The organism is Mucilaginibacter sp., from assembly GCF_036383575.1.
GTDB lineage: Bacteria > Bacteroidota > Bacteroidia > Sphingobacteriales > Sphingobacteriaceae > Mucilaginibacter.
Genome location: NZ_DASVOB010000640.1, coordinates 1 through 22,952 on the forward strand (window position 1 = coordinate 1; position 22,952 = coordinate 22,952).

General features: G+C 41.5%; 20 protein-coding genes. 15 read left to right on the plus strand and 5 right to left on the minus strand.

Features of this window, described 5'->3' with window-relative positions:
* A partial coding sequence (locus tag VF500_RS22560) for a hypothetical protein (protein ID WP_330861837.1) occupies positions 1-328 on the minus strand: 328 nt, incomplete at its 3' end.
* Positions 329-577: 249 nt separating this feature from the next.
* On the opposite strand from VF500_RS22560, the gene VF500_RS22565 reads away from it, so the two are divergent.
* The 8 genes from VF500_RS22565 (at position 578) to VF500_RS22600 (ending at position 11,107) form a co-directional block, all read left to right on the plus strand.
* Positions 578-2,332 (plus strand): ABC transporter ATP-binding protein, encoded by a 1,755-nt coding sequence (locus VF500_RS22565; protein ID WP_330861838.1) that lies wholly within the window; start codon positions 578-580, stop codon positions 2,330-2,332.
* Positions 2,333-2,367: 35 nt separating this feature from the next.
* On the plus strand, positions 2,368-4,128 hold the full coding sequence (locus VF500_RS22570) for an ABC transporter ATP-binding protein (RefSeq protein ID WP_330861839.1): 1,761 nt from the start codon (positions 2,368-2,370) through the stop codon (positions 4,126-4,128).
* 170 nt (positions 4,129-4,298) lie between these two features.
* Complete coding sequence (locus VF500_RS22575; protein WP_330861840.1) at positions 4,299-5,003, plus strand: NUDIX hydrolase; 705 nt, start codon at positions 4,299-4,301, stop codon at positions 5,001-5,003.
* A gap of 82 nt (positions 5,004-5,085) precedes the next feature.
* Complete coding sequence (locus VF500_RS22580) at positions 5,086-5,538, plus strand: response regulator (protein WP_330861841.1); 453 nt, start codon at positions 5,086-5,088, stop codon at positions 5,536-5,538.
* A gap of 91 nt (positions 5,539-5,629) precedes the next feature.
* Positions 5,630-9,166, plus strand: a complete 3,537-nt coding sequence (locus VF500_RS22585) for a PKD domain-containing protein (protein WP_330861843.1) — start codon at positions 5,630-5,632, stop codon at positions 9,164-9,166.
* 2 nt (positions 9,167-9,168) lie between these two features.
* On the plus strand, positions 9,169-10,185 hold the full coding sequence (locus tag VF500_RS22590; protein WP_330861844.1) for a type IX secretion system membrane protein PorP/SprF: 1,017 nt from the start codon (positions 9,169-9,171) through the stop codon (positions 10,183-10,185).
* A gap of 267 nt (positions 10,186-10,452) precedes the next feature.
* Positions 10,453-10,854, plus strand: a complete 402-nt coding sequence (locus VF500_RS22595; protein WP_330861845.1) for a hypothetical protein — start codon at positions 10,453-10,455, stop codon at positions 10,852-10,854.
* A 19-nt stretch (positions 10,855-10,873) separates the two neighbouring features.
* Positions 10,874-11,107, plus strand: a complete 234-nt coding sequence (locus tag VF500_RS22600) for a hypothetical protein (protein WP_330861846.1) — start codon at positions 10,874-10,876, stop codon at positions 11,105-11,107.
* A 61-nt stretch (positions 11,108-11,168) separates the two neighbouring features.
* Here VF500_RS22600 and VF500_RS22605 read toward each other — a convergent pair whose 3' ends face one another.
* Together VF500_RS22605 and VF500_RS22610 are read right to left on the minus strand one after the other, a co-directional pair.
* Positions 11,169-12,563 (minus strand): arginine decarboxylase, encoded by a 1,395-nt coding sequence (locus VF500_RS22605; RefSeq protein ID WP_091206294.1) that lies wholly within the window; start codon positions 12,561-12,563, stop codon positions 11,169-11,171.
* Positions 12,564-12,808: 245 nt separating this feature from the next.
* The gene (locus tag VF500_RS22610) at positions 12,809-13,789 is read right to left on the minus strand and encodes a GlxA family transcriptional regulator (RefSeq protein ID WP_330861847.1); all 981 of its coding nucleotides are present in this window, start codon (positions 13,787-13,789) and stop codon (positions 12,809-12,811) included.
* A gap of 165 nt (positions 13,790-13,954) precedes the next feature.
* Between VF500_RS22610 and VF500_RS22615 the strand changes: the two genes are divergently transcribed.
* The 3 genes from VF500_RS22615 to VF500_RS22625 all read left to right on the plus strand — a co-directional run bounded on the left by VF500_RS22615 (position 13,955) and on the right by VF500_RS22625 (position 15,653).
* Complete coding sequence (locus VF500_RS22615) at positions 13,955-14,377, plus strand: DoxX family protein (protein WP_330861848.1); 423 nt, start codon at positions 13,955-13,957, stop codon at positions 14,375-14,377.
* Positions 14,378-14,651: 274 nt separating this feature from the next.
* Positions 14,652-15,227 (plus strand): dihydrofolate reductase family protein, encoded by a 576-nt coding sequence (locus tag VF500_RS22620; RefSeq protein WP_330861849.1) that lies wholly within the window; start codon positions 14,652-14,654, stop codon positions 15,225-15,227.
* Between the two features lie 105 nt (positions 15,228-15,332).
* Entirely contained in the window at positions 15,333-15,653 is a 321-nt protein-coding gene (locus VF500_RS22625; RefSeq protein WP_330861850.1) for an HTH domain-containing protein, read from the plus strand.
* Here VF500_RS22625 and VF500_RS22630 read toward each other — a convergent pair.
* Complete coding sequence (locus VF500_RS22630) at positions 15,635-16,909, minus strand: hypothetical protein (protein ID WP_330861851.1); 1,275 nt, start codon at positions 16,907-16,909, stop codon at positions 15,635-15,637. The two genes, VF500_RS22625 and VF500_RS22630, sit on opposite strands and share 19 nt — an antisense overlap.
* A gap of 152 nt (positions 16,910-17,061) precedes the next feature.
* Between VF500_RS22630 and VF500_RS22635 the strand changes: the two genes are divergently transcribed.
* The 3 genes from VF500_RS22635 (at position 17,062) to VF500_RS22645 (ending at position 21,041) form a co-directional block, all read left to right on the plus strand.
* A complete protein-coding gene (locus VF500_RS22635; protein ID WP_330861852.1) occupies positions 17,062-17,436 on the plus strand; it encodes a hypothetical protein in 375 nt (124 codons plus the stop codon).
* Between the two features lie 63 nt (positions 17,437-17,499).
* The gene (locus VF500_RS22640) at positions 17,500-18,891 is read left to right on the plus strand and encodes a serine hydrolase (RefSeq protein ID WP_330861853.1); all 1,392 of its coding nucleotides are present in this window, start codon (positions 17,500-17,502) and stop codon (positions 18,889-18,891) included.
* Positions 18,892-19,304: 413 nt separating this feature from the next.
* Complete coding sequence (locus VF500_RS22645; protein WP_330861854.1) at positions 19,305-21,041, plus strand: phospho-sugar mutase; 1,737 nt, start codon at positions 19,305-19,307, stop codon at positions 21,039-21,041.
* Positions 21,042-21,120: 79 nt separating this feature from the next.
* On the opposite strand, the gene VF500_RS22650 is transcribed toward VF500_RS22645, so the two are convergent.
* Positions 21,121-21,540, minus strand: coding sequence for an RNA-binding protein (locus VF500_RS22650; RefSeq protein WP_330861855.1), 420 nt, complete (start codon positions 21,538-21,540; stop codon positions 21,121-21,123).
* Positions 21,541-22,001: 461 nt separating this feature from the next.
* On the opposite strand from VF500_RS22650, the gene VF500_RS22655 reads away from it, so the two are divergent.
* On the plus strand, positions 22,002-22,952 hold a 951-nt coding region (locus tag VF500_RS22655; protein WP_330861856.1), incomplete at its 3' end, for a DUF6377 domain-containing protein.

The window sequence follows — 22,952 nt, forward strand, 5'->3', positions numbered from 1 at the left end:
TAGTTTCTGCAAACATATAGTTGATCAGGTCGCTTTTTCGCACTTCGCCCAGGTGAAGCAAACCATTAAGGTAGTAAAAGCTTTCGGCAGGGGGGATGCCAATGTGATTTACCGCCGACCGGAAATAAAGGGAATAAGCACTTAAAATGCGGCCAATAGTTTTAAGCAGGTAAGCGCCGTTCATAATCCGTTCGCCTTTTTTGCCTGCCTGTTTGGGCTTTGGGCGCTGCTTTTGCAGGTAATATCTGCAAAATGCCTCAACGGTAGGCTGTTCACTTACTTCCTCAAATGCAGTCCATTCGTCAACTAATTGTACTACTGGTTTCATTTTATTACGGTTTAGGTGTAAAATTATAAATTTATTTCTAAAATGTTTTAATTATTCCTGAATAGAAATATATTTGTCAAACTATATCGAAATAGAAATATCTGGAAAATAACAGCAGCTTACAATTCCGTGTTGATTTATTTCGATAATTTTAAATGGAATAAAAATGTTTTGCGGACTCAGTCGTCAACCTTAATAAAGGCGCGATCTTGAGATCGGCAAAAAGAGAATTATAAATCAAAGATCACTATGCAACCTGATCCTACAAAAAAATCAAACAGTAAACCTCCCGGTGTATTTAGTTTGCTGAAACCATATAAAGGGCTTGTGGCCTTATTATTACTATTTGCTTTATTAGGCAATGCCATGAACCTTTGGCTGCCTAAAATTATAGCCAATGGCATTGATGCCTACTCTAATCACCATTTTGTGATCAACGAGGTCATGGCCAAATTCCTGACCGCAACAGTGGTGGTATTTTTGTTTGCCGGTTTACAAGCAATTGTTCAAATATTTGCATCTGAAAGGGTTGCACGTGACCTTCGGCAGCAGCTGGCCGATAAAATATCCCGCCAAACCCATGCTTTTATCGAACAGGCAAACCCGTCAAAGCTGTTAACCAACCTTACTTCTGATATTGATTCCATCAAGCTGTTTGTATCGCAGGCATTGGTTTCCATCGTATCGTCGCTGTTTATTATTATTGGTTGCAGCGTTATGTTGCTCACCATTAACTGGAAGCTTGCGCTGGTTGTTATTACTATTATTCCAATCATCGGCGGTACATTTTTTTATGTTTTGAAAAACGTGCGTGCCCTGTTTATCAAAAGCCGTGGCGTTATCGATCAGCTCAATAAAGTAATCAACGAGAGCATACTTGGTGCGGCACTCATCCGGGTGATCAATTCCCAGCAGTTGGAATACAACAAGTTTTTGGCTGCCAATACCGAGGCGAAAGATTACGGCTTAAAGATCCTTGGTTTTTTTGCCGGGCTTATTCCTATCGTAACATTTACGGCTAATATGGCTGCATTCACTATTTTGGTAATGGGCGGTCACTTCGTGATCAGCGGCAGCATGAGTTTGGGTAGTTTCGCCGCTTTTAACAGCTATTTGTCGTTATTGATTTTCCCGATCTTTATTTTAGGTTTTATGAGTAACCTGATAGCCCAGGCAACGGCTTCGTTTACCCGCATCAGCCTGGTTTTGAACGCACCCGATGTTACCGATGGTGGCCCATTGAAAGATACTTTGCGCGGTGATGTTGAACTCAAAGATGTTACCATAACTTACGGGCAAAAATCGGCACTGAAAAACATCTCCTTTAACGTTAAGGCGGGTTCCAAGATAGCTGTTATCGGGCCAACATCGGCAGGTAAAACACAATTGTTGTACTTGCTCACCGGCCTCATCAACGCAACTAAAGGAGAAGTGCTGTTTGATGGCAAACCACTTACCGAATATGATAGTGAGACCTTTCACCGGCAGGTAGGGTTTGTTTTCCAGGATAGTATCATCTTTAACATGAGTATCCGCGAAAATATTGCTTTCAGCGATACGGTAACTGACGAGTCTCTTCAAAAAGCCATTGAAACGGCCGAGCTAAGCGCGTTTATTGATGCCCTGCCCGATAAGTTGAGTACCGTGGTTTCTGAGCGGGGTTCAAGTCTTTCGGGAGGTCAAAAGCAACGTATTATGCTGGCCCGGGCCCTGGCAGTTAATCCAAAGGTTTTATTGCTTGATGATTTTACCGCAAGGGTTGATAATAATACCGAAAGAAAGATCCTGGCAAATATCCAAAAGAACTATCCGGGTTTAACACTGATATCGGTAACCCAGAAGATTGCTTCTGTTGAACATTACGACCAGATCATTTTATTGATGCAGGGCGAAATAGTGGCCCGCGGCGTACATGACGACCTGATGAAAACCAGTCCGGATTATGTACAGATCTTTAACTCACAGCAAAGCACCAGCAATTACGAACAGGGTGTTAACCACTAAGCATTACGTTAACAACTGAAAAAATATTGATCACAATGAACTACGATCTTAACCAATTAGGTAAAAATCAGCCCAAAACTTCCACGCTGGCCGGCTTAAAAAAGCTGGTACAGCTTATAGCTCATGAAAAGCGTACGCTCATCATTGCTTTTTTTGCCATTCTTGTTAACTCCTCACTTAACCTGCTTGGGCCGCTTATTATAGGTCATACTATTGATAAGTATGTGCAGCACAAGGATTTTAGCGGTGTTTTACATAATGCGGCTATTTTAATTTGCATGTACCTGGTAGCATTATTTACCAGTTATAAGCAAACCACGTTAATGGGTGGGGTGGGGCAAAGGATGTTGTTTACCCTGCGTAATTCCATCTTTAATAAATTACAGCAGTTGCCGGTAGCTTTCTTTAATCAAAACAAAGCCGGCGACCTGATATCCAGGGTTAATAACGATACGGATAAGCTTAATCAGTTTTTTTCGCAATCGCTGATGCAGTTTATTGGCAATATCTCAACTATGATTGGCGCCGGTATTTTTTTACTGGCTATCAATATTGAACTGGGGGCAGCAGCTTTATGCCCGGCGTTGGTCATCTTATTTTTAACGCTGGCATTATCGCCATGGATAAAAAGGAAAAATGCCGCCAACCTGAGCAGCACAGGCGCGCTGAGCGGTGAGATCCAGGAGAGTATTAATAATTTTAAAGTGATCATAGCTTTTAACCGGCGCGATTATTTCCGGAAGCGTTTTGATATCGCCAACAATCATAACTATAAAACTGCTATCGGCTCTGGTATGGCCAACAACGTGTTTGTGCCGGTTTATGGTTTATTTGCAAGCATGGCCCAGCTTACCGTATTGTGTTTTGGCATTTACCTGATCAGTAAAGGCATGTTTTCTGTTGGTTTGCTGGTAAGTTATTTATCCTATGCTACCAACTTTTATAACCCTTTAAGGCAGCTGGCCGCTTTATGGACAAACTTTCAGCTGGCGATGGCAGGCTGGGACAGGATCTCGCAGATCTTATCCCTTGAAACGGATTTACCGATACTTGAGGCCAGCGTTAACGAGCCCGATGCTGCTTTATTAGAGTTCAGGCATGTGCATTTCAGTTATGATGAAAGCCAGGAGATCCTTCATAATATATGCTTTAAACTGGAACGGGGCAAAACCTATGCACTGGTTGGTCCTACAGGTGGTGGTAAAACAACAACTGCTTCATTAATAGCACGTTTGTATGATCCAACTAAAGGGTTGGTATTGCTTGGCGGAAAAGATATCAGGAGTTTTACAGCAGAAGAGCGCAGCCGGAAGATTGGTTTTATTTTGCAGGAACCATTCCTGTTTACGGGCACGGTAAGGGATAACATTTTGTATGGTAATGAACTTTTTAAAGATCATACCAACGAAGAAATGGAACAGGTGATCAGGGATGCAAACCTGGGCAGCCTGCTGGCTATTTTTGAAGAGGGCCTGGATACCAAAGTTTTATCAGGCGGAGATAGTATCAGCTTAGGGCAGAAGCAGTTGATTGCCTTTATGCGGGCCGTTTTGCGTAACCCTGAAATTCTAATATTGGATGAGGCTACTGCCAACATTGATACCATTACCGAAAAATTGTTGAGCAATATTTTGGATAACCTGCCAAAAAGTACCACAAGAGTGATCATAGCGCACCGGTTAAATACGATTGAAAATGCTGATGAGATCTTCTTTGTAAACTCTGGTGAGGTGATCAGGGCAGGATCATTTGACGATGCGATGGATCTGTTGTTGCAGGGGAAAAGAGTTAGCTGATCTTTTATATGATAATCGGTTATCAGGGTTTTACCTTGTTTTTGATCCTGATTTGATAAATCGTTTTAAATTTTTTGCTGATAAAACACAGGCTTATAAAATAGTTGTCCGATTAACACTAAATAATTGCTAAATTATTTTTACCATTGCATATAAACTTAACCTAAGTTATGCATAAGTACAGCGGCGAATCGCGCATTTTAGTAGCAACAGATTGTATCATATTTGGATTTGACGGCGCAAATATTAAGTTATTGCTTGTTCAGCGTGGCCTTGAGCCTGAAAAAAACAAATGGAGCCTGATAGGTGGTTTTATAAAGCCTACCGAATCGCCGGAGGATGCAGCTAACCGCGTGCTTGAATTACGTACCGGGCTCAGGAACGTGTACATGGAGCAGTTCCAGGTATTCGGCAAGCCTGAGCGCGACCCGGTAGAAAGAACGCTGTCCGTAGCTTATTTTGCGCTTATCGATATCCATAAATATGAGGCTCAATTGAGTGAAGAATATCATCCCGAATGGTTTTTACTTGATGAAATGCCTGACCTGATATTTGACCACAATGAAATGGTGCGCCTGGCTAAAAGGCAGTTACGCTATAAAGCTGCGCTTCACCCGATATTATTCCAACTACTGCCCGAAAAGTTTACCATTCCGCAGTTACAGGCACTTTATGAAGGCGTTTATCAAACCAAGTTTGATGACAGGAACTTCAGCCGTAAGTTGCTTTCAACCGGGCTGCTTGTAAAGCTTCCGGAAAAGGATAAGCTTTCATCAAAAAAAGGTGCGTTTTATTACAAACTCGATCAATCACATTACGAGGAGAACTTTGAAAAGTTCCTTAACCTGGTACCCAACCCTGATAAGTTTTTTTAGCACATGGTTAATTTGTTTTTTTGAATTATCAGCTTAAATTTAAAAAACAAAAGAGGCGGTTGCCCTTTGTAAGCCAATTTTAATGAACCAAAGTGTCGCGCAGGCTGGTGTGCTGTATATTGATGATACGGTATGTAAGCTTGATGATTTTAAAAGCCAGTTCAGGCATTTGTTTACCATTTATACAGCGCCAACAATAGCAGAAGGTTGCCGTTTGCTGGCTCTTAATGAAATAGCCGTGGTTATCGTTAATCAGTTGGTGTCGGGGAGTACGTGTATCAGTTTTCTTGAGTCGGTTGCAGAAACCAATCCCCATGTCGTAAGGATCTTATTAACGGGGTTTTCGGGCGCTGATACCGTTGCAAGGAGTATAGTTTACAAAACTATAGCTAAGCCCTGGCAAAATGATGATCTGAAGTATACTATTCAAAATGCCCTTGAGGTTTATGACCTGCGAAAGCGCAATTTTGAGCTTACTCATAAACTGAATATTGCCAATTATGAAATTGAGCGGATAAGTAAACAGCGTGGTTAATTTTACATAGTTATCATACCGTATCAACTAAAGGTTTTTGTACTTTTAAAGGGTAGTTTAAAACTACTAAACCCAATTCAACTGAACACCTTTGAGCAGGATAAACTTTTTGCGGGCGTTAAGTCTCGCGTTTGCTTTCATATGCTTTGTTGTTTGTACTTATGCTCAGGGTTCATCAAACCAGGGCACAGAGTTTTACACAGCCTATATTGATCATATTGATGGTGCTGCCGGCAGCCCTAACGCACTGGGTAGGGGCAGCCAGATGGAACTTTACATAACCGCCGATGTAAATACTGCTGTAACTGTTGAAGTTGCGGATGGTAGCTTTTCAAGCACTTACCAGGTTAAGGCGAACGACATATTAACGGTGGATATTCCTCCCGGAGCTTTTATAGGGAACCAGGGGCAATTTTTAAAGGGTATTCACATTACTTCGTTTAAACCTGTTGCAGTATACGCACATATTTTTGCGGAAAATGTATCCGGTGCAACGCTTCTGCTTCCGGTTAATACCCTTGGTAAAGATTACCTCTCCATCAACTACAAACAAATCTCAAACTCAAACAACGGTACAAAAACTACTGAGGGTGTGCCTTCGTATTCAACCTTTGCGGTAATAGCTACAGAAGATAATACCACAGTTGAAATAACGCCTTCGCAACCGCTGTTAAACGGTATTCCTGCTAACCAGCCTTTTACAATAAATTTAAAAAAGGGCGAAGTATACCAGGGATTATCAGCTACAGACCTTACCGGTACCCGCATCCGCTCAATTTTAAGTGCTACAGGGGCTTGTAAAAAGATTGCTGTTTTTTCGGGCAGCTCAAAAATAAGTATTGGATGCCAGGGGGATAAAGGGTCATCAGATAATCTTTTTCAGCAGGTTTATCCTTTAGCGGTTTGGGGTAAAAATTATATAACAGCCCCTTTAAAAACACGCAATTATGATATTTTAAGGATAGTGCTTAGTTCGCCCGATACAAAGGTTACTGTAAATGGGGCAGCACCACAAGGGGGATTAATTAATGGCTTATACTACGAGTTTACTTCGACAGCAACCAATGTGATCTCTGCCGATAAACCGATCCAGGTAGTGCAATACGCAGTAACACAAGGCGAAGCATTAAACTGCCAGCTTATTAATGGCGATATAGGTGATCCTGAAATGATCTATCTAACGCCGATTGAGCAAACACTTGACCACGTTACGCTGAACTCAACCCATAATTACCTGATCCAGAATGATTTTATTAATGTTATAATTAAAACTGCCGCGGTACCAACTTTCTCGCTCGACGGCCAGCCTTATACCCAGTTTTCGCAGGTGCCTAACAGCATTTATTCATACGCGCAAATCAGCGTGAGCGCAGGCGTACATAACATTAAAGCATCAGATGGGTTTAATGCCATTGCTTACGGTTTTGGCAAAACAGAATCATATGGTTACGCTGCCGGTACCAACCTTAAAAACCTGAATGAGTTTATTGCATTGTTAAACCCAACGGATAATTCAGTACAGGCAAACGGCTGCGCCGAGACACATTATAAGTTACAGCTTACACTGCCATTTCAAACCAATAAAATTACCTGGGATTTTAAAAACGGCAGCGCGCCTGTTGTGATGAATAACCCAACACCTACCGGTTCAATCATAAAGGATTCGAAGGTGCTTTATACTTATGAGTATCCGGGAGATGAAGTTTACAGCGACGGCGATTATAGCGTTGTGGCTACCGTATTTAACCCCATTGCCGACGAATGCGGATCGAACGAAGACATTCAGTTTGATTTTAATATCTCTATACCGCCGGTTGTAAAGTTCAGTTCTGCCAATACCTGTTTTGGTGGCAATGTTCAATTTACAGATCAGTCAACATCCGGTACGCGGCAAATTAAAACCTGGCATTGGGATTTTGGCGATGGGACAACCGATGTGGTACAGAACCCCATACATAAATATGCCCAACCGGGTGATTACCTGGTCACATTGTTTGTTACCAATGAAAACGGATGCGGCGGGGCATCTGATCCAATAAAAATTCACATATCGCAGCTTCCTGTTGTATCGTTTAGTTATTCGTCGCCAGGCTGTGTTGGTCAGGATGTTACGTTTACAGATAACTCCACATCTGTCGAGGGAGGCATCGTTAGTTGGCAATGGGACTTCGGAGATGGTACACCGGTTGAAACCCTTACAAGCAAAAATCCGTTTAACCACACATATAATACACCGGGAGATTATTTGGTTAAATTAACTGTTACAAATAGTAATGGTTGTGCAAGCAATATAGCCCCGGTGCATGTTAACATTTATCCTGTGCCAGTAGTTGATTTTTTGTTACCCGATGCCTGTGAAGATGACTTTGCTCAATTTACCGATCAAAGCACAATTGCCGATGTTACAGCAGCTGATTTTACTTATGAATGGAATTTTGGCGATCCCAATGCAACTCCGGGGAACGCTAATATTGCTCATGAAAAAAATCCTAAACATAAGTTTTTAGCCGGCAATTACCAGGTTACGCTTAAGGTTACTTCAAAATATGGTTGCTCTTTTACCTCGGCCCCAAAATCATTGACAATTAACGGGAGCAACCCAAAAGCTGTAGTAGTGGTTCAGGATCCGGCAGGTTTATGCAGTGCCCAGGAAGTGTTTTTTAAAAACCAATCCTCGGTTAGTTTTGGTGAGATCACCCGGCTTGAGGTTACTTATGACAGCAGCGATCCCTCAACAACAGTAGTTTATGACCACCCGGCATTTGGGATGCAGTTGAGGCATAAATATCCTTTGTTTACAACAGGGTCGCGCCAGATCACTTTATGGGCAGTGGCTTATTCGGGTACATCATGCTCTGATGTTGCAGAGGTTCCGGTTACTTTAAAAGCATCGCCCGTAGTAACTTTTGATCAGGCTCCTGTGCTTTGTATCGAATCGGAGCCTAAGAAGTTAGTACCAAATCTTATTGGCCCGTCCGGTTCGGGCGTGTTTTCGGGTACAGGGGTTAGCACAGATGGTATTTTTGATCCGGCTGTTTCCGGTGCGGGTGTATTTGATATCAGGTATATCTATACAGCTACAGATGCCTGTGCAGATACCGTTGTACAGCAGGTTAAGGTAGATGCATCGCCTCTTGTTTCGTTGGGGCCCGATTTTACCATGCTTGAGGGGGCTAAGCACATTTTAAAACCTGTAGTGAACGATGATAACTTAAGTTATAAATGGACACCTGCAACAGGCCTTGATCATGATGATATAGCTAACCCGGTGGCAAGCCCGGCACAGGATATTACCTACCAGGTAGTGGTTACGTCGGCTCATGGATGTCAGGCTATGGCTACTGTATCGGTAAAGGTTTTGAAGTTTTTAGTAGTCCCAAATGTGTTTACTCCCAACGGAGATGGAGTAAATGACTTTTGGAATGTTAAATATTTAGAAAGTTATCCAAATAATAAAGTTGACGTATACAACCGATTCGGAGAAAGGGTATATTCGTCAATTGGTTATAACGTACCCTGGGACGGGAGATACAATGGTTCATATTTGCCCCCCGGAACTTATTATTATATTATTGACCCCAAAAATGGCCGCGAGGTTATTGCAGGTAATGTGACCATTATCAGATAAAAATGAAGCGAATTTTATATACTTTAATAGTTATTGCTGTAACATCTCAATTGACAAAAGCCCAGCAACGACCGCAGTACACGCAATACGTATTTAATAACTACCTCTTAAATCCTGCGTTAAGTGGTATTGAAAATTACACCGATGTAAAATTAGGCTACCGCAGCCAATGGACAGGGCTTGATGGCGCACCTGTAACATCCTATTTTTCGGTAAATGCGCCCATCGGTAACAGGTTTTTACAGGGCGATGCTACGGCATTTCCTGCAGGCGGAGGGTTAAATCCGTCGAGCAGGTCATACACGCAAAACTATATGGCTGCAGAGCCGCATCATGGGGTAGGTTTAACGGTGGTATCTGATAAAACAGGACCTATAACGCAAACCAATATTGACGCAACTTATGCTTACCACCTTGGCCTCACCGAAACATTAAATTTAGCTGTCGGAGTATCTGCCGGGGTAAGCCATAATATTATAGACAAAAGCAAACTTACCTATGTTGACCAAAATGATCCAACCATCAACAGCATTGCAGGTTCACAATGGAAACCTGATTTAGGAATTGGTGTATGGGCATATTCATCTAATTACTTCTTTGGCGCATCGGTACAGCAGATCCTGCCGCAAAATTTATATGTAACTACCTCAACAACTGCTGTACAAAATAAAACTGTGCCGCATTATTTTGTAACCGGTGGTGTTAAACTTTTCGTATCTGATGATATTACGCTGATGCCTTCGGCTTTGCTGAAGTTTATAGCACCGGTTCCGGTAACTTTTGATGTGAACATGAAAATGTCATTCAGGGACAAGTTCTGGATAGGCGGTTCATATCGTCGTAATGATTCATATGCGGCATTGGTAGGGTTTAACCTGAACTCGCTTATTAATGTTGGTTATTCTTACGATTTTACCACATCAGCCTTAAACACTGTAAGCCATGGTTCGCACGAAATTGTGTTAGGCATCCTGCTTAATAATCGTTATAAAGTAACTTGTCCGCAACATACTTTTTAATTTTCAAAAACGTTTTAAATACATAAACGTAAAGTATTTCCTGTTCGCAAATTGCCGCCATCAAATGGCCGGCAGTGTGCTCGTTCGGGAGATATCTGTTATTGTGTAAAAAAAATCATAAACGATACTGAACATCTTTATCACATACAGCTATTATTGTTAGCAATAGCTGGTTTTGCTATTGAATATAATTTTCTTAAAAAGATAAAAATTAAAACAATACAATTGTTTCATAGGTTTATTTAATAACAACTAAAATTGAAACCTATGAATACCAATAATGAGAACTGGGAAAACCAGGATAATGACCGTAATGATTTTAAAAATAATACCAATTCATTTTCCGTAAATGGAGGTGAAACTTATCCAAACCGTGATCTGGAAAGTGATGGTGATGATTTGGACGAGGTAGATGATATTGTTAACTATGACGAAAAACCCGAGGTAGAAAAGCCTGAGAAAGAAAGGGTGGGGACCCATAGTCAATCGGAAGTTGACCAGCCTAACAGGAGCGCGGATACTTCGTTCAGTGAGCAAACTGATGTAACGCCACCGAATAAAAAGGAGTTTCCTTCGGTAGGGCCGGCTAAAACTGATTTTGAGAGCCGTCCGCATGGCCGCACAACTGGCCGTATGCTTGGTCATGAGCCCGGCACTGAAGGAATTTAAAAAGAAGGGGGGTATAATCATGATTGATTATAGAAATGATGACCCTGCCCGCGGGCAGGGCAATATTAAAGGGGCAATGGGAAGCCATAGTAACGACAGCTTTAACAATGCTGTTAGACGGAATCCCTGCCTCGAAACAAAAGGTCCTCAAAAATTGCACTTTAGGGTTTTACATGAGGATGGCAGCCTGGCCGATCTCCCTGATCCAAACGTGGAGGGAGCAGGTGTTGGCGATGTCACAATAGGCCGTTAACAAACAAAAAAAGGTGACCCAAATGGCCACCTTTTTTTGTTAATCTCTTTATCCTGAGCGATTAAGTAGTATAGCCCAGAATCTTTAATACCTGTTTACTATTTTGCTCCTCGCCAAATACTTCAAAGTTGAAAGTTTCGTCCCTGTTACGGCGAATGATCACATGCTTAGGTGAAGGCAATAAACAGTGATGGATGCCACCATAACCGCTTAATACTTCCTGGTAAGCACCGGTATTAAAGAAGCCTAAATACTGTACCTTACGGGTTTTAGGCATAAATACGCTGTTCATGTGCGCTTCCTGGTTGTAATAATCCTGCCCGTCGCAGGTAATACCACCAAGGTTTACACGTTCGTATTCCGAATCCCAGTTGTTAACCGGTAACAGGATGTATTTTTGGTTCAAAGCCCAAACATCAGGCAGGTTGGTAATGAACGAACCATCAAGCATCAACCAGCGTTCGCGATCATTCTGTTGTTTACGGCCTAATACTTTGTACAGAATGCCTGAAGCTTCGGCTACTGTGTATTTACCAAACTCGGTAATGATATCCGGTTCCATAGTGTCATGCTCAGCGCAGATCTCTTTGATCCGGCTTACAATTTCGTTGATCATGTACTCATAATCAAAATCGAAAACCAGCGAGTCTTTAAATGGCATGCCGCCGCCAATATCAAGCGTATCCAGGTGCGGGTTAACTTTTTTGAACTTGCAGTAAAGAGTTACGTATTTCTCCAGCTCGTTCCAGTAGTATGGCGTATCAGAGATACCCGAGTTGATGAAGAAATGCAATAGCTTAACCTGAAAGTTAGGGTTATCTTCAATTTTGTTATGATAAAAATCAATAACATCTTCCATACGTACACCTAAACGTGAAGTGTAAAACTGAGAATCAGGCTGCTCTTCTGCCGCTATACGGATACCCAGGTTACATGGGGTATCCATCTCAATTTCATCATCGTAAAGGTTAAATTCTTCTTTATTATCCAACACCGGGATGATGTTTTTGAAGCCATCATGCAGCATATCGATAATATAGGTTTTGTATTGGAAGGTTTTAAAACCGTTACATATAACAGTTATATCCTTTGTTACAGTGCCTTTTTTCTCCAGGGCGTCGATCATTGGCATATCAAATGCCGAAGATGTTTCCAGGTGGATCTCGTTTTTCAGGGCTTCTTCTACAATGTGCCTGAAATGCGAGCTCTTGGTACAATAGCAGTATTTATAACTGCCGCGATAATTATTTTTGATGATAGCCTGTTGAAACAGCAGTTTGGCCTGCTGGATCTTTTTGGATATCAAAGGCAGATAAGTAAAGCGTAGGGGAGTACCGTACGTTTCAATCATCTCCATCAAATTTAGGTCCTGAAAGTATAGTTCATCATCGATGATCTCAAAACCATCCTGTGGAAAGCCTACACTTAAGTCAAGAAATTCCTGGTAACTCTGCATCCTTAAAATTTTTGGGGCAAAAATGTAATTTTTAAACGGAATATTCGGCTATTTGTTAGGATAATTTTTATTGACAGAATGTAATGTTTTTGCAGTGAAAATAAGATGCACTCTTAAGCGCTGTAACACAGTTTGTTCCAATCGAAAATTGACAGAAATTTCGACATTTTTATCTGCCGGTAATTGACGTACTGATATGCACCACAAAGGCCGTAAAAAACTGTGCGGAATTAAGAGACGGATAACTATGCTACCGCAGCTTCCTTGTTGTACTTATTACGGTAATCAATGGGGGATATCCCGGTGATTTTTTTGAAAACGGTGCGGAATGCTTTGGCATCGGTATACCCAACATCATACATTACCTCGTTAACATTTTTGGGCGTGCTTTCCAGTTGTTTTTTTGCCGCTTCAATTTTTACACGTTGGATATACTCAACCGGGGTATTGTTGGTAGCTTTTTTAAACCGGCGTTCAAAATGCCTCCGGCCGATGGCATACTTTGATGACAGGTCTTCAACCGAGATCTTTTCGGTAACATTATTTTCTATGTATTCCTGGGCTTGTTTTATCGGGTCGTCTTCATGCTTCTTTTGCCCGGTGAACATAGCAAATGGCGATTGGCTTTTCCGATCTATCTCCAGGGCATAGATCTTGGCCGCCATAATGGCTATCTCCCGACCGGCGTATTTTTCAATTAGTAACAATAATAGGCTCCAGTAGGAGGTAGCTCCACCGCTTGAGTACAGCCCCTGTTGTTCGGTAACAATACGCCCGTCAACCAGCGTCACCTCCGGGAACATGCTCCTGAATTTATCAGCAGTGATCCAGTGGCTGGAGCATTCTTTACCATTTAACAATCCGGTGGACGCCAGTATGAACGAACCTATACACAGGCTTGCTATTTCTGCACCGTTACGGTATTGGTTTATGATCCAGGGCACAAAATCCTGGTTTACTTTCACTGCGTTTTCCAGATCGCCGCTTATGGCCGGGATGATCACGATATCGCTTTTTTGTAATTCGCTCAATAAAATATCGGGATGGACGGAAAACATGCCGCCATGTACTTTGACTTCCCTGGCAAGCCCAACCATATGTACATCAAACACTGGCTGCCTGCCCATAGATTGTAAAAAGTCATTGGCGCCTGTAAAAATAGTCCGGGCATCAACAATACTGGCTAAAACCGCTTCATTGGGTATCAGGATAGCAACATGTTTCATTTTATCGATGGTATAATTGGTTATTTTTAAATAAAGGTAGCGAATACCAAAGTCGCAATCAACCCCTAAATATGTCCAATTTGCACGCTACACGATTTTGACTTCCGGAATAACTTTGTATCGTTAACCAATCAATAATCACACACGCAAAAAAACAATATCATCATGAAACCAAAAACAATTAAAACCCTGTATTGGATCTTTACCACGCTTTTTTTACTGGCAATGCTTGGCGATGCTTACGGAGGCATCACTATGCAGCAGGCCGGTAAAGATTCTTTAGCTAAACTTGGTTACCCCATGTACCTGCTGGTTATAATGGGTTCGGCAAAAATAGCCGGTGTGCTGGCCATAGCTCAAACAAAATACCGGGTGATTAAAGAATGGGCATATTCGGGCTTTACCATCAGCTTTATCGGGGCGTTTTTATCATGGTTTGCCATTGGGGCAGGTGCAGCTATGCTTATTCCGCCGGTGATAATGTTAATCGTCATGTTTTTTACTTACTACTTATGGAAAAAGTATGAGCAGGTAAAAGACCTGGGCCTGACCAATACCAAACTTGCCGGGAATACCGAACTGGCTTAACCATATAAGTTTAATTATTTAATTCTGGGGTTTATGAGCTCAATACATAGAAATCGCTTTTAAAATAGCTGAGAGGAGGCACCTACGGAGCCTGAATATTAATCCGTTTTGTGGCTATAAACATGATACTCCTACGGAGTTGTATCTACAGGTTTTACTAAACTCCGTAGGAGTATCATGTTTATAGGAAGTGAAATAGAAACCTTAAGGCTCCGTAGGTGCCTACCGTCAACTATTGATTTTAAGCTATTTTTCGAGTTAAACCAATATGACCATGCGCAAACTGGTAGTATCCTTAAATGTTACGCTGGATGGCTTTGTAGCAGCAGATGATGAAAGCCTTGACTGGCACGCACCATACTGGACTGATGAAATAGCCGAAACAACAGCAGAACTGCTTGCCCGGGCAGATACTATTTTATTGGGTAAGAATACCTACCAGGCCATGGCCGCCTACTGGCCCTTCCAGGCTAAATGCATGAACTTTCCACGTACCGATATCGCTTATGCCGATATGATGAACAATTACCAAAAAGTGGTTCTTTCCTCAACCATGAATGCTGTTTGGTGGAACAACTCTTTATTGCTCAAGGGCAATTTGCAGAAGGAAATAGCCCGATTAAAAAAGCAGCATGGCCGCGATATCCTTACTTATGGAAGTGTCAGCTTAGTGAAAAAATTGGTGGCTGTGAATTTAGTTGATGAGTACCAATTTTGGATCCATCCGATAACCATAGGCAAGGGCAGACCACTTTTTAATGGGTTGAAAAATAACATGCCGTTAAAATTGGTTTGGCAGAAAGTTTTTTCATCTGGCGTGGTTTTGATGGTTTATCAATCGCATCATTAATTTAATAAAGATAAAGACAAGTAGGCTTTATAGATCACGTTTTTGCTGCTGACACACTGTTGTCAATAGTACGTTACACCTTTGTATGAAAATATGTGATCTATTATGAACAGGGCCGACAGGTTGCTCAGGGTATTAGTGTTACTGCAAACCAGGGATGTGGTGTCCATTGAGCTGTTGAAGGCGCATTTTCATGTCAGTACACGCACAGCCTACCAGGACCTTGATGCCTTGAAGCAACTTAAAATAACAGTAACATTTGAAGCTGAAAAAGGCTGTTTTGTTTTAGTTGCCAGCTGCCCTTCGCCGGATAATAGCGAGATCGTTTCTCAGCCGATGATGGTTATCCCTCCGGCCATAAAAAATGAGCTATTATCAGTTATCCCGCGCGAGGTAAATAACGATCCTCAAAACTCATCATCATAGTTTACTTTTCCATTCGTCAATCGCACATAATCCACCGATCCTGTACCCTGGAAGCGAAATAAAACCCCGATTATTTTAGCACGACTGATGCCTTTATCCACCGTGTAAACAGGTTTGTTGTCAATGAAGATCTGGGCCTTGCCTCCATGTGATACTATTTTAAGCGGCACATCTTTTTCATAATCAACCCCAAAGGCAGAAAGATCGTGCTTTTTGCCGGATACCTCGTAACCTGCAAAATACATATCCAGGTCAGACACGCAGCCTTTGGCACTTAAAGGGATCCAGATAGCTGTGCCTTTACACAAAATATAAATAGTGCTGAGGCGACAGGCAGCCACCCCTTCGTTATAATTGTTTTTGACAGAAGTTTCAAAAGTGAAATCGTTGCTGTAGATCTCCCCAAAATCTGTAACGTTGGCATAAACCACATAAGGAGGGCTGGGCTGCATGGCAATATTCCGCTCTTTGATCTTTTGGGGCGAAAGGGAAAGCTTACCATCTGCCATGGCGTCCTTTTTTTCATAGTAAACCGGTACAGGCTGTTTTTCAACTATCGGCAACCAACCGTTCGATTCAACCAGCAGTTCGTGCTGTTTAACAATTTTGCCGCCAACAATGAGCTTGGCATAATAAAAATCGGGGAAGTAATAAATAGACGTATGCTGGCGGTCGTTTTTGGAAACGTTAACCCGGAGGTGCCTGTCCCATGATTGCTGGATAGCAACAGAATCATAAGGGGACTTGCTGGCATCAAAATCAAATACAACCGAGTTGGGCAATCCCGAAGTAATCACTTTTTTACTACTGAAAGTATAATCTTTGGGTATGATAGGTGGTTTCGGATGCTCGGTACGTGAAGCGATGATCACAACCAATAAAATACCTACCAGCGTTAAAATGCCCAAAGCATAAGGCATCGACCTGAAGCTTTTTTTTACCGGCTTCGGTTTAGGCGGATCTTGCTCACCCGGTTTGCCTACAGGCACAAATTGCATACTGAATACCCGGAAGTTTTCATAACCTAAAAACTGCACCAGCGTATCCATGGTGTAGGTATTGGGCAGGCTGTCATATTTAACCTTGCCCCAGATGCGTTTCAGCGTAACGTGGCTTATAGAAGCACCGGTTTTCTCCCTTATCTTTTCGCTCAGGTTTATAAAATCCTGGTTCTTCCAGTTGCTGCTGTCGCCCCAGCCTGTGAAAGTTTCGTATTGTTTTATCAGTTCGGTAATAAGTAGTTCTTGTGCGGGCATATCCATTGGTCAAAAATAGCCGGTAAATCAGTTCAGATGTTATTTGTACGTGCTTGTACCAACTTGTACAGGCTGTGAATTGCTATAGCCTTGCTGGCAGGCTAATTTTATCAGCAATTAATAAATCTAAATATACCATAACCTAACCAACAATGAAACAAATAATAAGCAGGATCAGCACCTACATTTATGCTACAGTAATGTTTGTATTCGGTATTCAGCATTTTATGTATGCCGATTTCGTGGCAACGCTCGTGCCCGGCTGGATTCCCTTTCACCTGTTTTGGGTATACCTGACGGCTGTTGCGCTTATTGCTGCTGCTGTAAGTATTTACGTTAACCTATATGCCCAATGGGGCTGTTTTTTATTGGGATGTATGATATGGGTATTTATTTTAACTATCCATATCCCGTTGCTTATCAACAGTCATTTTGACGCCGGTAAAATAACCAACGCCCTGAAAGATACCGGCCTTGCATCATGCGCCTTTATCCTTGCGGTCTTTTATGAGCGGGAGGGTAATTAATATCAATATCATATGTAACATAAATGCGTTTGTTGTAGTCTCTTTATCATCAATCCGCACCTTATGAAATTGAATTTTAAACACGCTTTTTTGTTAGCAGCGCTTACTGTTTTAGTCGCAGGGGAAACCTTTGCCCAGCAAACCAAAGCGGCTAATATTGATACCCTTGTGCAAAGGGCCAACAAATTAGGCTTGTTTAACGGCAATGTGCTGGTGGCAGATCACGGAAAGATCATTTATAAAGCTGCCATAGGCTATGCCGATGCTGGCAAAACAATTAAGCTTACCGATCAATATCGCTTCCATATTGGTTCGATAGCTAAAGAATTTAATGCCGTTGGCATCATGATGTTACAAGAGCAAGGCAAACTGAGCCTTGACGACAAGGTGTCCAAATACCTGCCCCAGCTACCCGCCTGGGCCGATAAGATCAGAATCATTAACCTGTTGCAATACACCAGCGGTTTGCCCGATGTGAAATGGAAAACTGTTAAAAGCGATGCCGATAATATGGCCGATTTAATGAAAGTTGATTCGCTTGATTTTGAACCCGGAAAAAAATATGCTTATAATAACAACAACGTTTTTCTGCAGCGGCGCATTATCGAAAAAATAACCGGTATTAGCTTTAAGCAATTTGTTGAGGATTATGAATTGAAACCTGCCGGTATGAATACCGCTATTGTTGACCCCACCGAGCAGGACGCACTCGTTTCAAGATCATATGATAATAATGGGAAAGCGGATGGTTTGGTATATCCTATATCCGGTTGGACGGCCGTAACGCTCGATGATTTTTATGCCTGGGCTAACGCGATAGACAAGTTTAAGTTAATTAGCCCGGTTGCCACGCGCGAGATCATTAATGGCATAAGTCCGGGCAGGCAATCGGGCCTTGGTGGTGGTAGTATGGATAACGACAAGATGATCAGCCATATCCACGATGGCACTTCTTTAAATTACCAGGCTTTATTGGTAAGCAAGGAGCCCAAAGGTGTTACCATTATACTGATGACCAATAACAAGCAGGGAAACCTCTACTCCATAGAAAAGTCGATTGAATCGATTTTGGAAAATAAACCTTATGTGCAGGTCAAAAGGTCGTTTTTGGATGAGTTTAGCACCAAACTTGATTTAATGAGCGGCGACCAGATCATCAGTTTTTACAACGATCTCAAAAGTAAACGCGGGAGCGAGTACAGTTTTGATGACGAAAACACCTTAAACGAAACGGGCTATTATCTGATGAGTAAAAAACGACTGGCCGATGCTGTTGCCGTTTTTGAATATAACACCAAATTGTTCCCAAAATCGGGCAATGTGTTTGATAGCCTTGGTGAGGCCTATTATAACCAAGGTAATAAGACGTTAGCCTTGTTGAATTATAAAAAATCATTACAGCTCGATCCTGCAAATGATAATGCCAAAAAGATCATCACCGAACTGGATAAATAGGGTAGCCTCAGTAAAAATAAGGGGTTTATTGACAGGCTGAATTGTTGCAAACACTTACCAACTCCTATATATCCGTCTGTTAATGCCGGCTTGCTTTGTGCAGGCCGGCTAACAGATATGAATTACCATCCTCATTTTAACTCCAGCAGTATATAGTAATGACAAACCACGTTGATCATCCCAAACCGGGTTAACTTTTCAGCTTAAAAATTTATAAAACTTTTATAGCAGTATCTTGTTCACCTATCGTTTGCCGGATATTGCTCCTGTTGTTCATTTTAGTTTAAAACTTATTGCATATTGAGCTGGCATATTTAAAAAGATGATTTAACTTTAAGGCGTTCCGTTTTGGCTATTTATTGCCATATTTGAAACAAAACCGAACCAGATAATTTGAAAATATACAACCACTTATGCAGGAATTAGACCCCACCATTCTTCAAAAAGCAAACTCATGGCTTCAAGGAAATTATGATGCTGATGTAAAGCAGGAAATTCAAAAGTTAATTGACGATAAGGCTTATACCGAACTAACAGATTCATTTTATCGCGATCTGGAATTTGGTACCGGAGGTCTTCGCGGTATCATGGGGCCAGGCTCAAACCGGATCAATAAATACACTATTGGCGCGGCCACCCAGGGATTAGCTAATTACCTGAAAAAAACATACCCCGGTGAAAAGATCAAGGTAGCTATTGCTCATGACAGCCGTAATAATGCCGATTTGTTTTCGACCATTACAGCCGAAGTTTTTTCGGCCAATGATATTTACGTTTACTTTTTTAAAGCATTGCGTCCAACGCCGGAACTTTCATTTGCCGTACGTCATTTAGGTTGTAAAAGCGGTGTAATGCTTACAGCATCGCACAACCCTAAAGAGTATAACGGTTACAAAGCTTACGGAGCCGATGGTGGTCAGTTTGTTTCTCCGCATGATACAGCTGTAATGGACGAGGTTGCAGCCATCAGCAGCATTGATGAGATCAAATTTAACCGCGTTGATGCTAACATCGAAGAAATAGGAGAGGATATCGACGAGCTTTACCTGAGCAAGATCACCGAACTTTCTGTTTCGCCTGATGCCATTGCGCGTCAAAAAGATCTTAAGATAGTTTATTCACCTATCCACGGTACTGGTATCACATTAACCCCCCAAGCCCTGAAAAGGTTTGGCTTTGAAAATGTGATCCTGGTTGAAGAGCAAATTACGCCTGATGGTAACTTCCCAACGGTAATTTATCCAAACCCTGAGGAAAAGGAAGCACTGACGCTTGCCCTTAAAAAAGCACAGGAAACCGATGCCGATCTGGTTTTGGCTACAGACCCTGATGCCGATCGTGTAGGTATCGCCGTAAAAAATACCGATGGAGAGTTTATCCTGCTTAACGGTAATCAAACCGGAGCCATGCTGATCAATTATTTGCTAAGTGCATGGGAAGAAAAAGGCAAGCTTACCGGTAAAGAATATATTGTTAAAACCATTGTTACAACAAACCTTATCGAGCGTATAGCCGAGGCTAAAAATGTTACTTACTATAACACGCTAACAGGCTTTAAATATATCGGTGAGCTGATGACCCATTTTGAAGGCAAGCAAACGTTTATCGGCGGTGGTGAAGAAAGCTACGGTTACCTGATAGGCGAACTGGTAAGGGACAAAGATGCTGTAGTTTCAAGCGCGTTCATTGCCGAAATGACCGCTTATTACAAAGACAAAGGCAGCAGCCTGTTTGAAGCATTGATTGATACTTATCTACAATATGGTTTTTACAAGGAGAAGCTGATCTCCCTGACCAAAAAAGGTAAAACCGGTGCCGAAGAGATCAAGGAAATGATGGAGAAATTCCGTACCAACCCTCCGGCTACTTTAGGCGGCTCAAAAGTAAGTACGCTTAAAGATTATGAAAAACGCGTAGAAACTGATTTGGCTACCAATACAAGCAAGCCAATAGAATTGCCGGCTTCTGATGTTTTACAGTTCATTACCGAAGATGGAAGTATCATTTCGGCGCGTCCTTCAGGTACAGAGCCTAAAATCAAGTTCTATTGCAGTGTAAACGGCAAGCTTGACAGTAAGGAAGCTTATGCAGATACAGATAAACAACTTGATGCTAAGATCGCCTCAATTATGCAGGACCTTGGTGTTTAAGTATTTGTAATAACAAAAAAAATCCCGGCTAATATCATTAGCCGGGATTTTTTATTTGTGACTTATCGGGAACTTCTTATTACATAGTTTTTCTGGGGCGACGCGGCCTATCACCTGCCGGCGATTGCTCATTATTGCTCCGGTAATTGCTTTGACTGTTATAGCTTCGGGTATCGTTAGGCCTGTTACCACTGTTATTCCGGTTATTATTGTTTCCGTAACCAAATGACTTGCGTGGCGGCGGGGTTTTCTTAACAAAGTCGTCGTTTATTTTTACGCTTAATACGCGATCGGCAATAGGGGTACCATCTAAAGCGATCACTGCATTCTCAGCCCCGATGCGATCCTTCATTTCAAGAAAAGCATATCCCTTGCATATTCTTGTTTTTTTATCGCGTACAATTTTAATCGTTTCCACATCGCCATGCGGACCTATCATTTTAACAAGTTCCAGCTCTGTCATTTCCAGAGGAAAGCCGCCTACAAATAATTTGACCATTTATAAATTGAGATTAAAGACGATAGATAACCATCGTATACAAATTTCGTTTGATTTTTTTTAAATAAAGGATGTTTTCGTGTTAAAACCAAAGTTTATTTTAATAAATCGGCTGTTGTTGGTCGCAAATGATATAAAAGGGGCATTTTGTGCCCTTTGTGAATGTAAAAGAATCAATACAAAACGGAAAAGTTGGTGTTTTGAAACCACAAGTTGGCAGATCTTTAAAGGTTCCGATAACCTATTTATAGCGATAAAAAACAAAACTAAAACGCATTAGCATTGCTTCAAATCCATATATTTGAGAAGATAAACCGGGGGTAAGCATGCAATTATCCCAATTGATAGCCTTTTTAGTTGCCGTTTTAATTAACTTATTGAGAGTTTGATCTGCCAAAACTGTGTTTGATTAAATATCTTATTAGCGATGTGCATTATTATTAAAAACCTTTACAACAAAAATGAAATACATCTTCTGTCTGCTTTTTACATTAATTAATTTTTCGGCCCTCGCATCAACTGATACCAACACTTTACTCGAAGAATTAAAAAATGAGATAGCAAAGAAAAATATATATAACGGTAGCAAAGAGGTCAGGATCCAAAAATTAAAAGCCTTCCAGGCGAAACTTTCGAAAACCGATTATGATGCCCGTTTTGATACCTGGGATAAGCTTTATACCGAATACAAATCGTACCAGTTTGACTCGGCTTATGTATATGTCGATAAAATGATATTGCTGAGCAAGGAAACAGGAAATAAACGGAAGGAATATTATAGCTATGTTAAGATGGCTTTTATCCTCCTTTCGTCGGGTATGTTTAATGAAACTTTTGACTATCTGCATAAAGTAGATGTGAAGGCGTTGAGCGATGCCGATAAGGTTGAGTATTATTTTTTTTTAGGCAGGTGCAATTATGATCTGGCAAATTACAGTAACGACAAGTATTTCAGTCCGGATTATGTTAAAGCCGGTAATAAATATATTGATTCGGCTGTCGTATTTTGTGGCAATGACCATATAATGCATACTTATTTGCTTGGTTTACAGGATTACCAGAAAAAGGATTATAAAGGGGGGCGGCTAAGGTTCAGAAAATTACTGGAAAAGGACATGCCAATTACTATGCACCTGCGTGCAATGGTATCATGCTCATTAGGTGCGATATGCCTTGAAGATAATGAACATGAGGAAGGCCTTAATTTGATGATCAGGGCTGCGATAGCTGATATCAAGTCATCAACCCGCGAAACGGTTGCACTTTATACGCTGGCCGAACTGCTATACAAGCAGGGCAACATCAAGGATGCTTACAGCTTTATCCAGTTGGCTAAAGCTGATGCCGACTTTTACGGGGCCCGTCAGCGTAAAATACAAATAGCTGCAATTTTACCCTTAATAGCCGCTGCC

Excerpts from the sequence above, each read along its gene's own strand:
- VF500_RS22565 (WP_330861838.1), top strand. The coding sequence starts at position 578 with ATGCAACCTGATCCTACAAAAAAATCAAACAGTAAACCTCCCGGTGTA.
- VF500_RS22570 (WP_330861839.1), top strand. The coding sequence starts at position 2,368 with ATGAACTACGATCTTAACCAATTAGGTAAAAATCAGCCCAAAACTTCC.
- VF500_RS22575 (WP_330861840.1), top strand. The coding sequence starts at position 4,299 with ATGCATAAGTACAGCGGCGAATCGCGCATTTTAGTAGCAACAGATTGT.
- VF500_RS22580 (WP_330861841.1), top strand. The coding sequence starts at position 5,086 with ATGAACCAAAGTGTCGCGCAGGCTGGTGTGCTGTATATTGATGATACG.
- VF500_RS22590 (WP_330861844.1), top strand. The coding sequence starts at position 9,169 with ATGAAGCGAATTTTATATACTTTAATAGTTATTGCTGTAACATCTCAA.
- VF500_RS22595 (WP_330861845.1), top strand. The coding sequence starts at position 10,453 with ATGAATACCAATAATGAGAACTGGGAAAACCAGGATAATGACCGTAAT.
- VF500_RS22600 (WP_330861846.1), top strand. The coding sequence starts at position 10,874 with ATGATTGATTATAGAAATGATGACCCTGCCCGCGGGCAGGGCAATATT.
- VF500_RS22605 (WP_091206294.1), bottom strand. The coding sequence starts at position 12,563 with ATGCAGAGTTACCAGGAATTTCTTGACTTAAGTGTAGGCTTTCCACAG.
- VF500_RS22610 (WP_330861847.1), bottom strand. The coding sequence starts at position 13,789 with ATGAAACATGTTGCTATCCTGATACCCAATGAAGCGGTTTTAGCCAGT.
- VF500_RS22615 (WP_330861848.1), top strand. The coding sequence starts at position 13,955 with ATGAAACCAAAAACAATTAAAACCCTGTATTGGATCTTTACCACGCTT.
- VF500_RS22620 (WP_330861849.1), top strand. The coding sequence starts at position 14,652 with ATGCGCAAACTGGTAGTATCCTTAAATGTTACGCTGGATGGCTTTGTA.
- VF500_RS22625 (WP_330861850.1), top strand. The coding sequence starts at position 15,333 with ATGAACAGGGCCGACAGGTTGCTCAGGGTATTAGTGTTACTGCAAACC.
- VF500_RS22630 (WP_330861851.1), bottom strand. The coding sequence starts at position 16,909 with ATGCCCGCACAAGAACTACTTATTACCGAACTGATAAAACAATACGAA.
- VF500_RS22635 (WP_330861852.1), top strand. The coding sequence starts at position 17,062 with ATGAAACAAATAATAAGCAGGATCAGCACCTACATTTATGCTACAGTA.
- VF500_RS22640 (WP_330861853.1), top strand. The coding sequence starts at position 17,500 with ATGAAATTGAATTTTAAACACGCTTTTTTGTTAGCAGCGCTTACTGTT.
- VF500_RS22645 (WP_330861854.1), top strand. The coding sequence starts at position 19,305 with ATGCAGGAATTAGACCCCACCATTCTTCAAAAAGCAAACTCATGGCTT.
- VF500_RS22650 (WP_330861855.1), bottom strand. The coding sequence starts at position 21,540 with ATGGTCAAATTATTTGTAGGCGGCTTTCCTCTGGAAATGACAGAGCTG.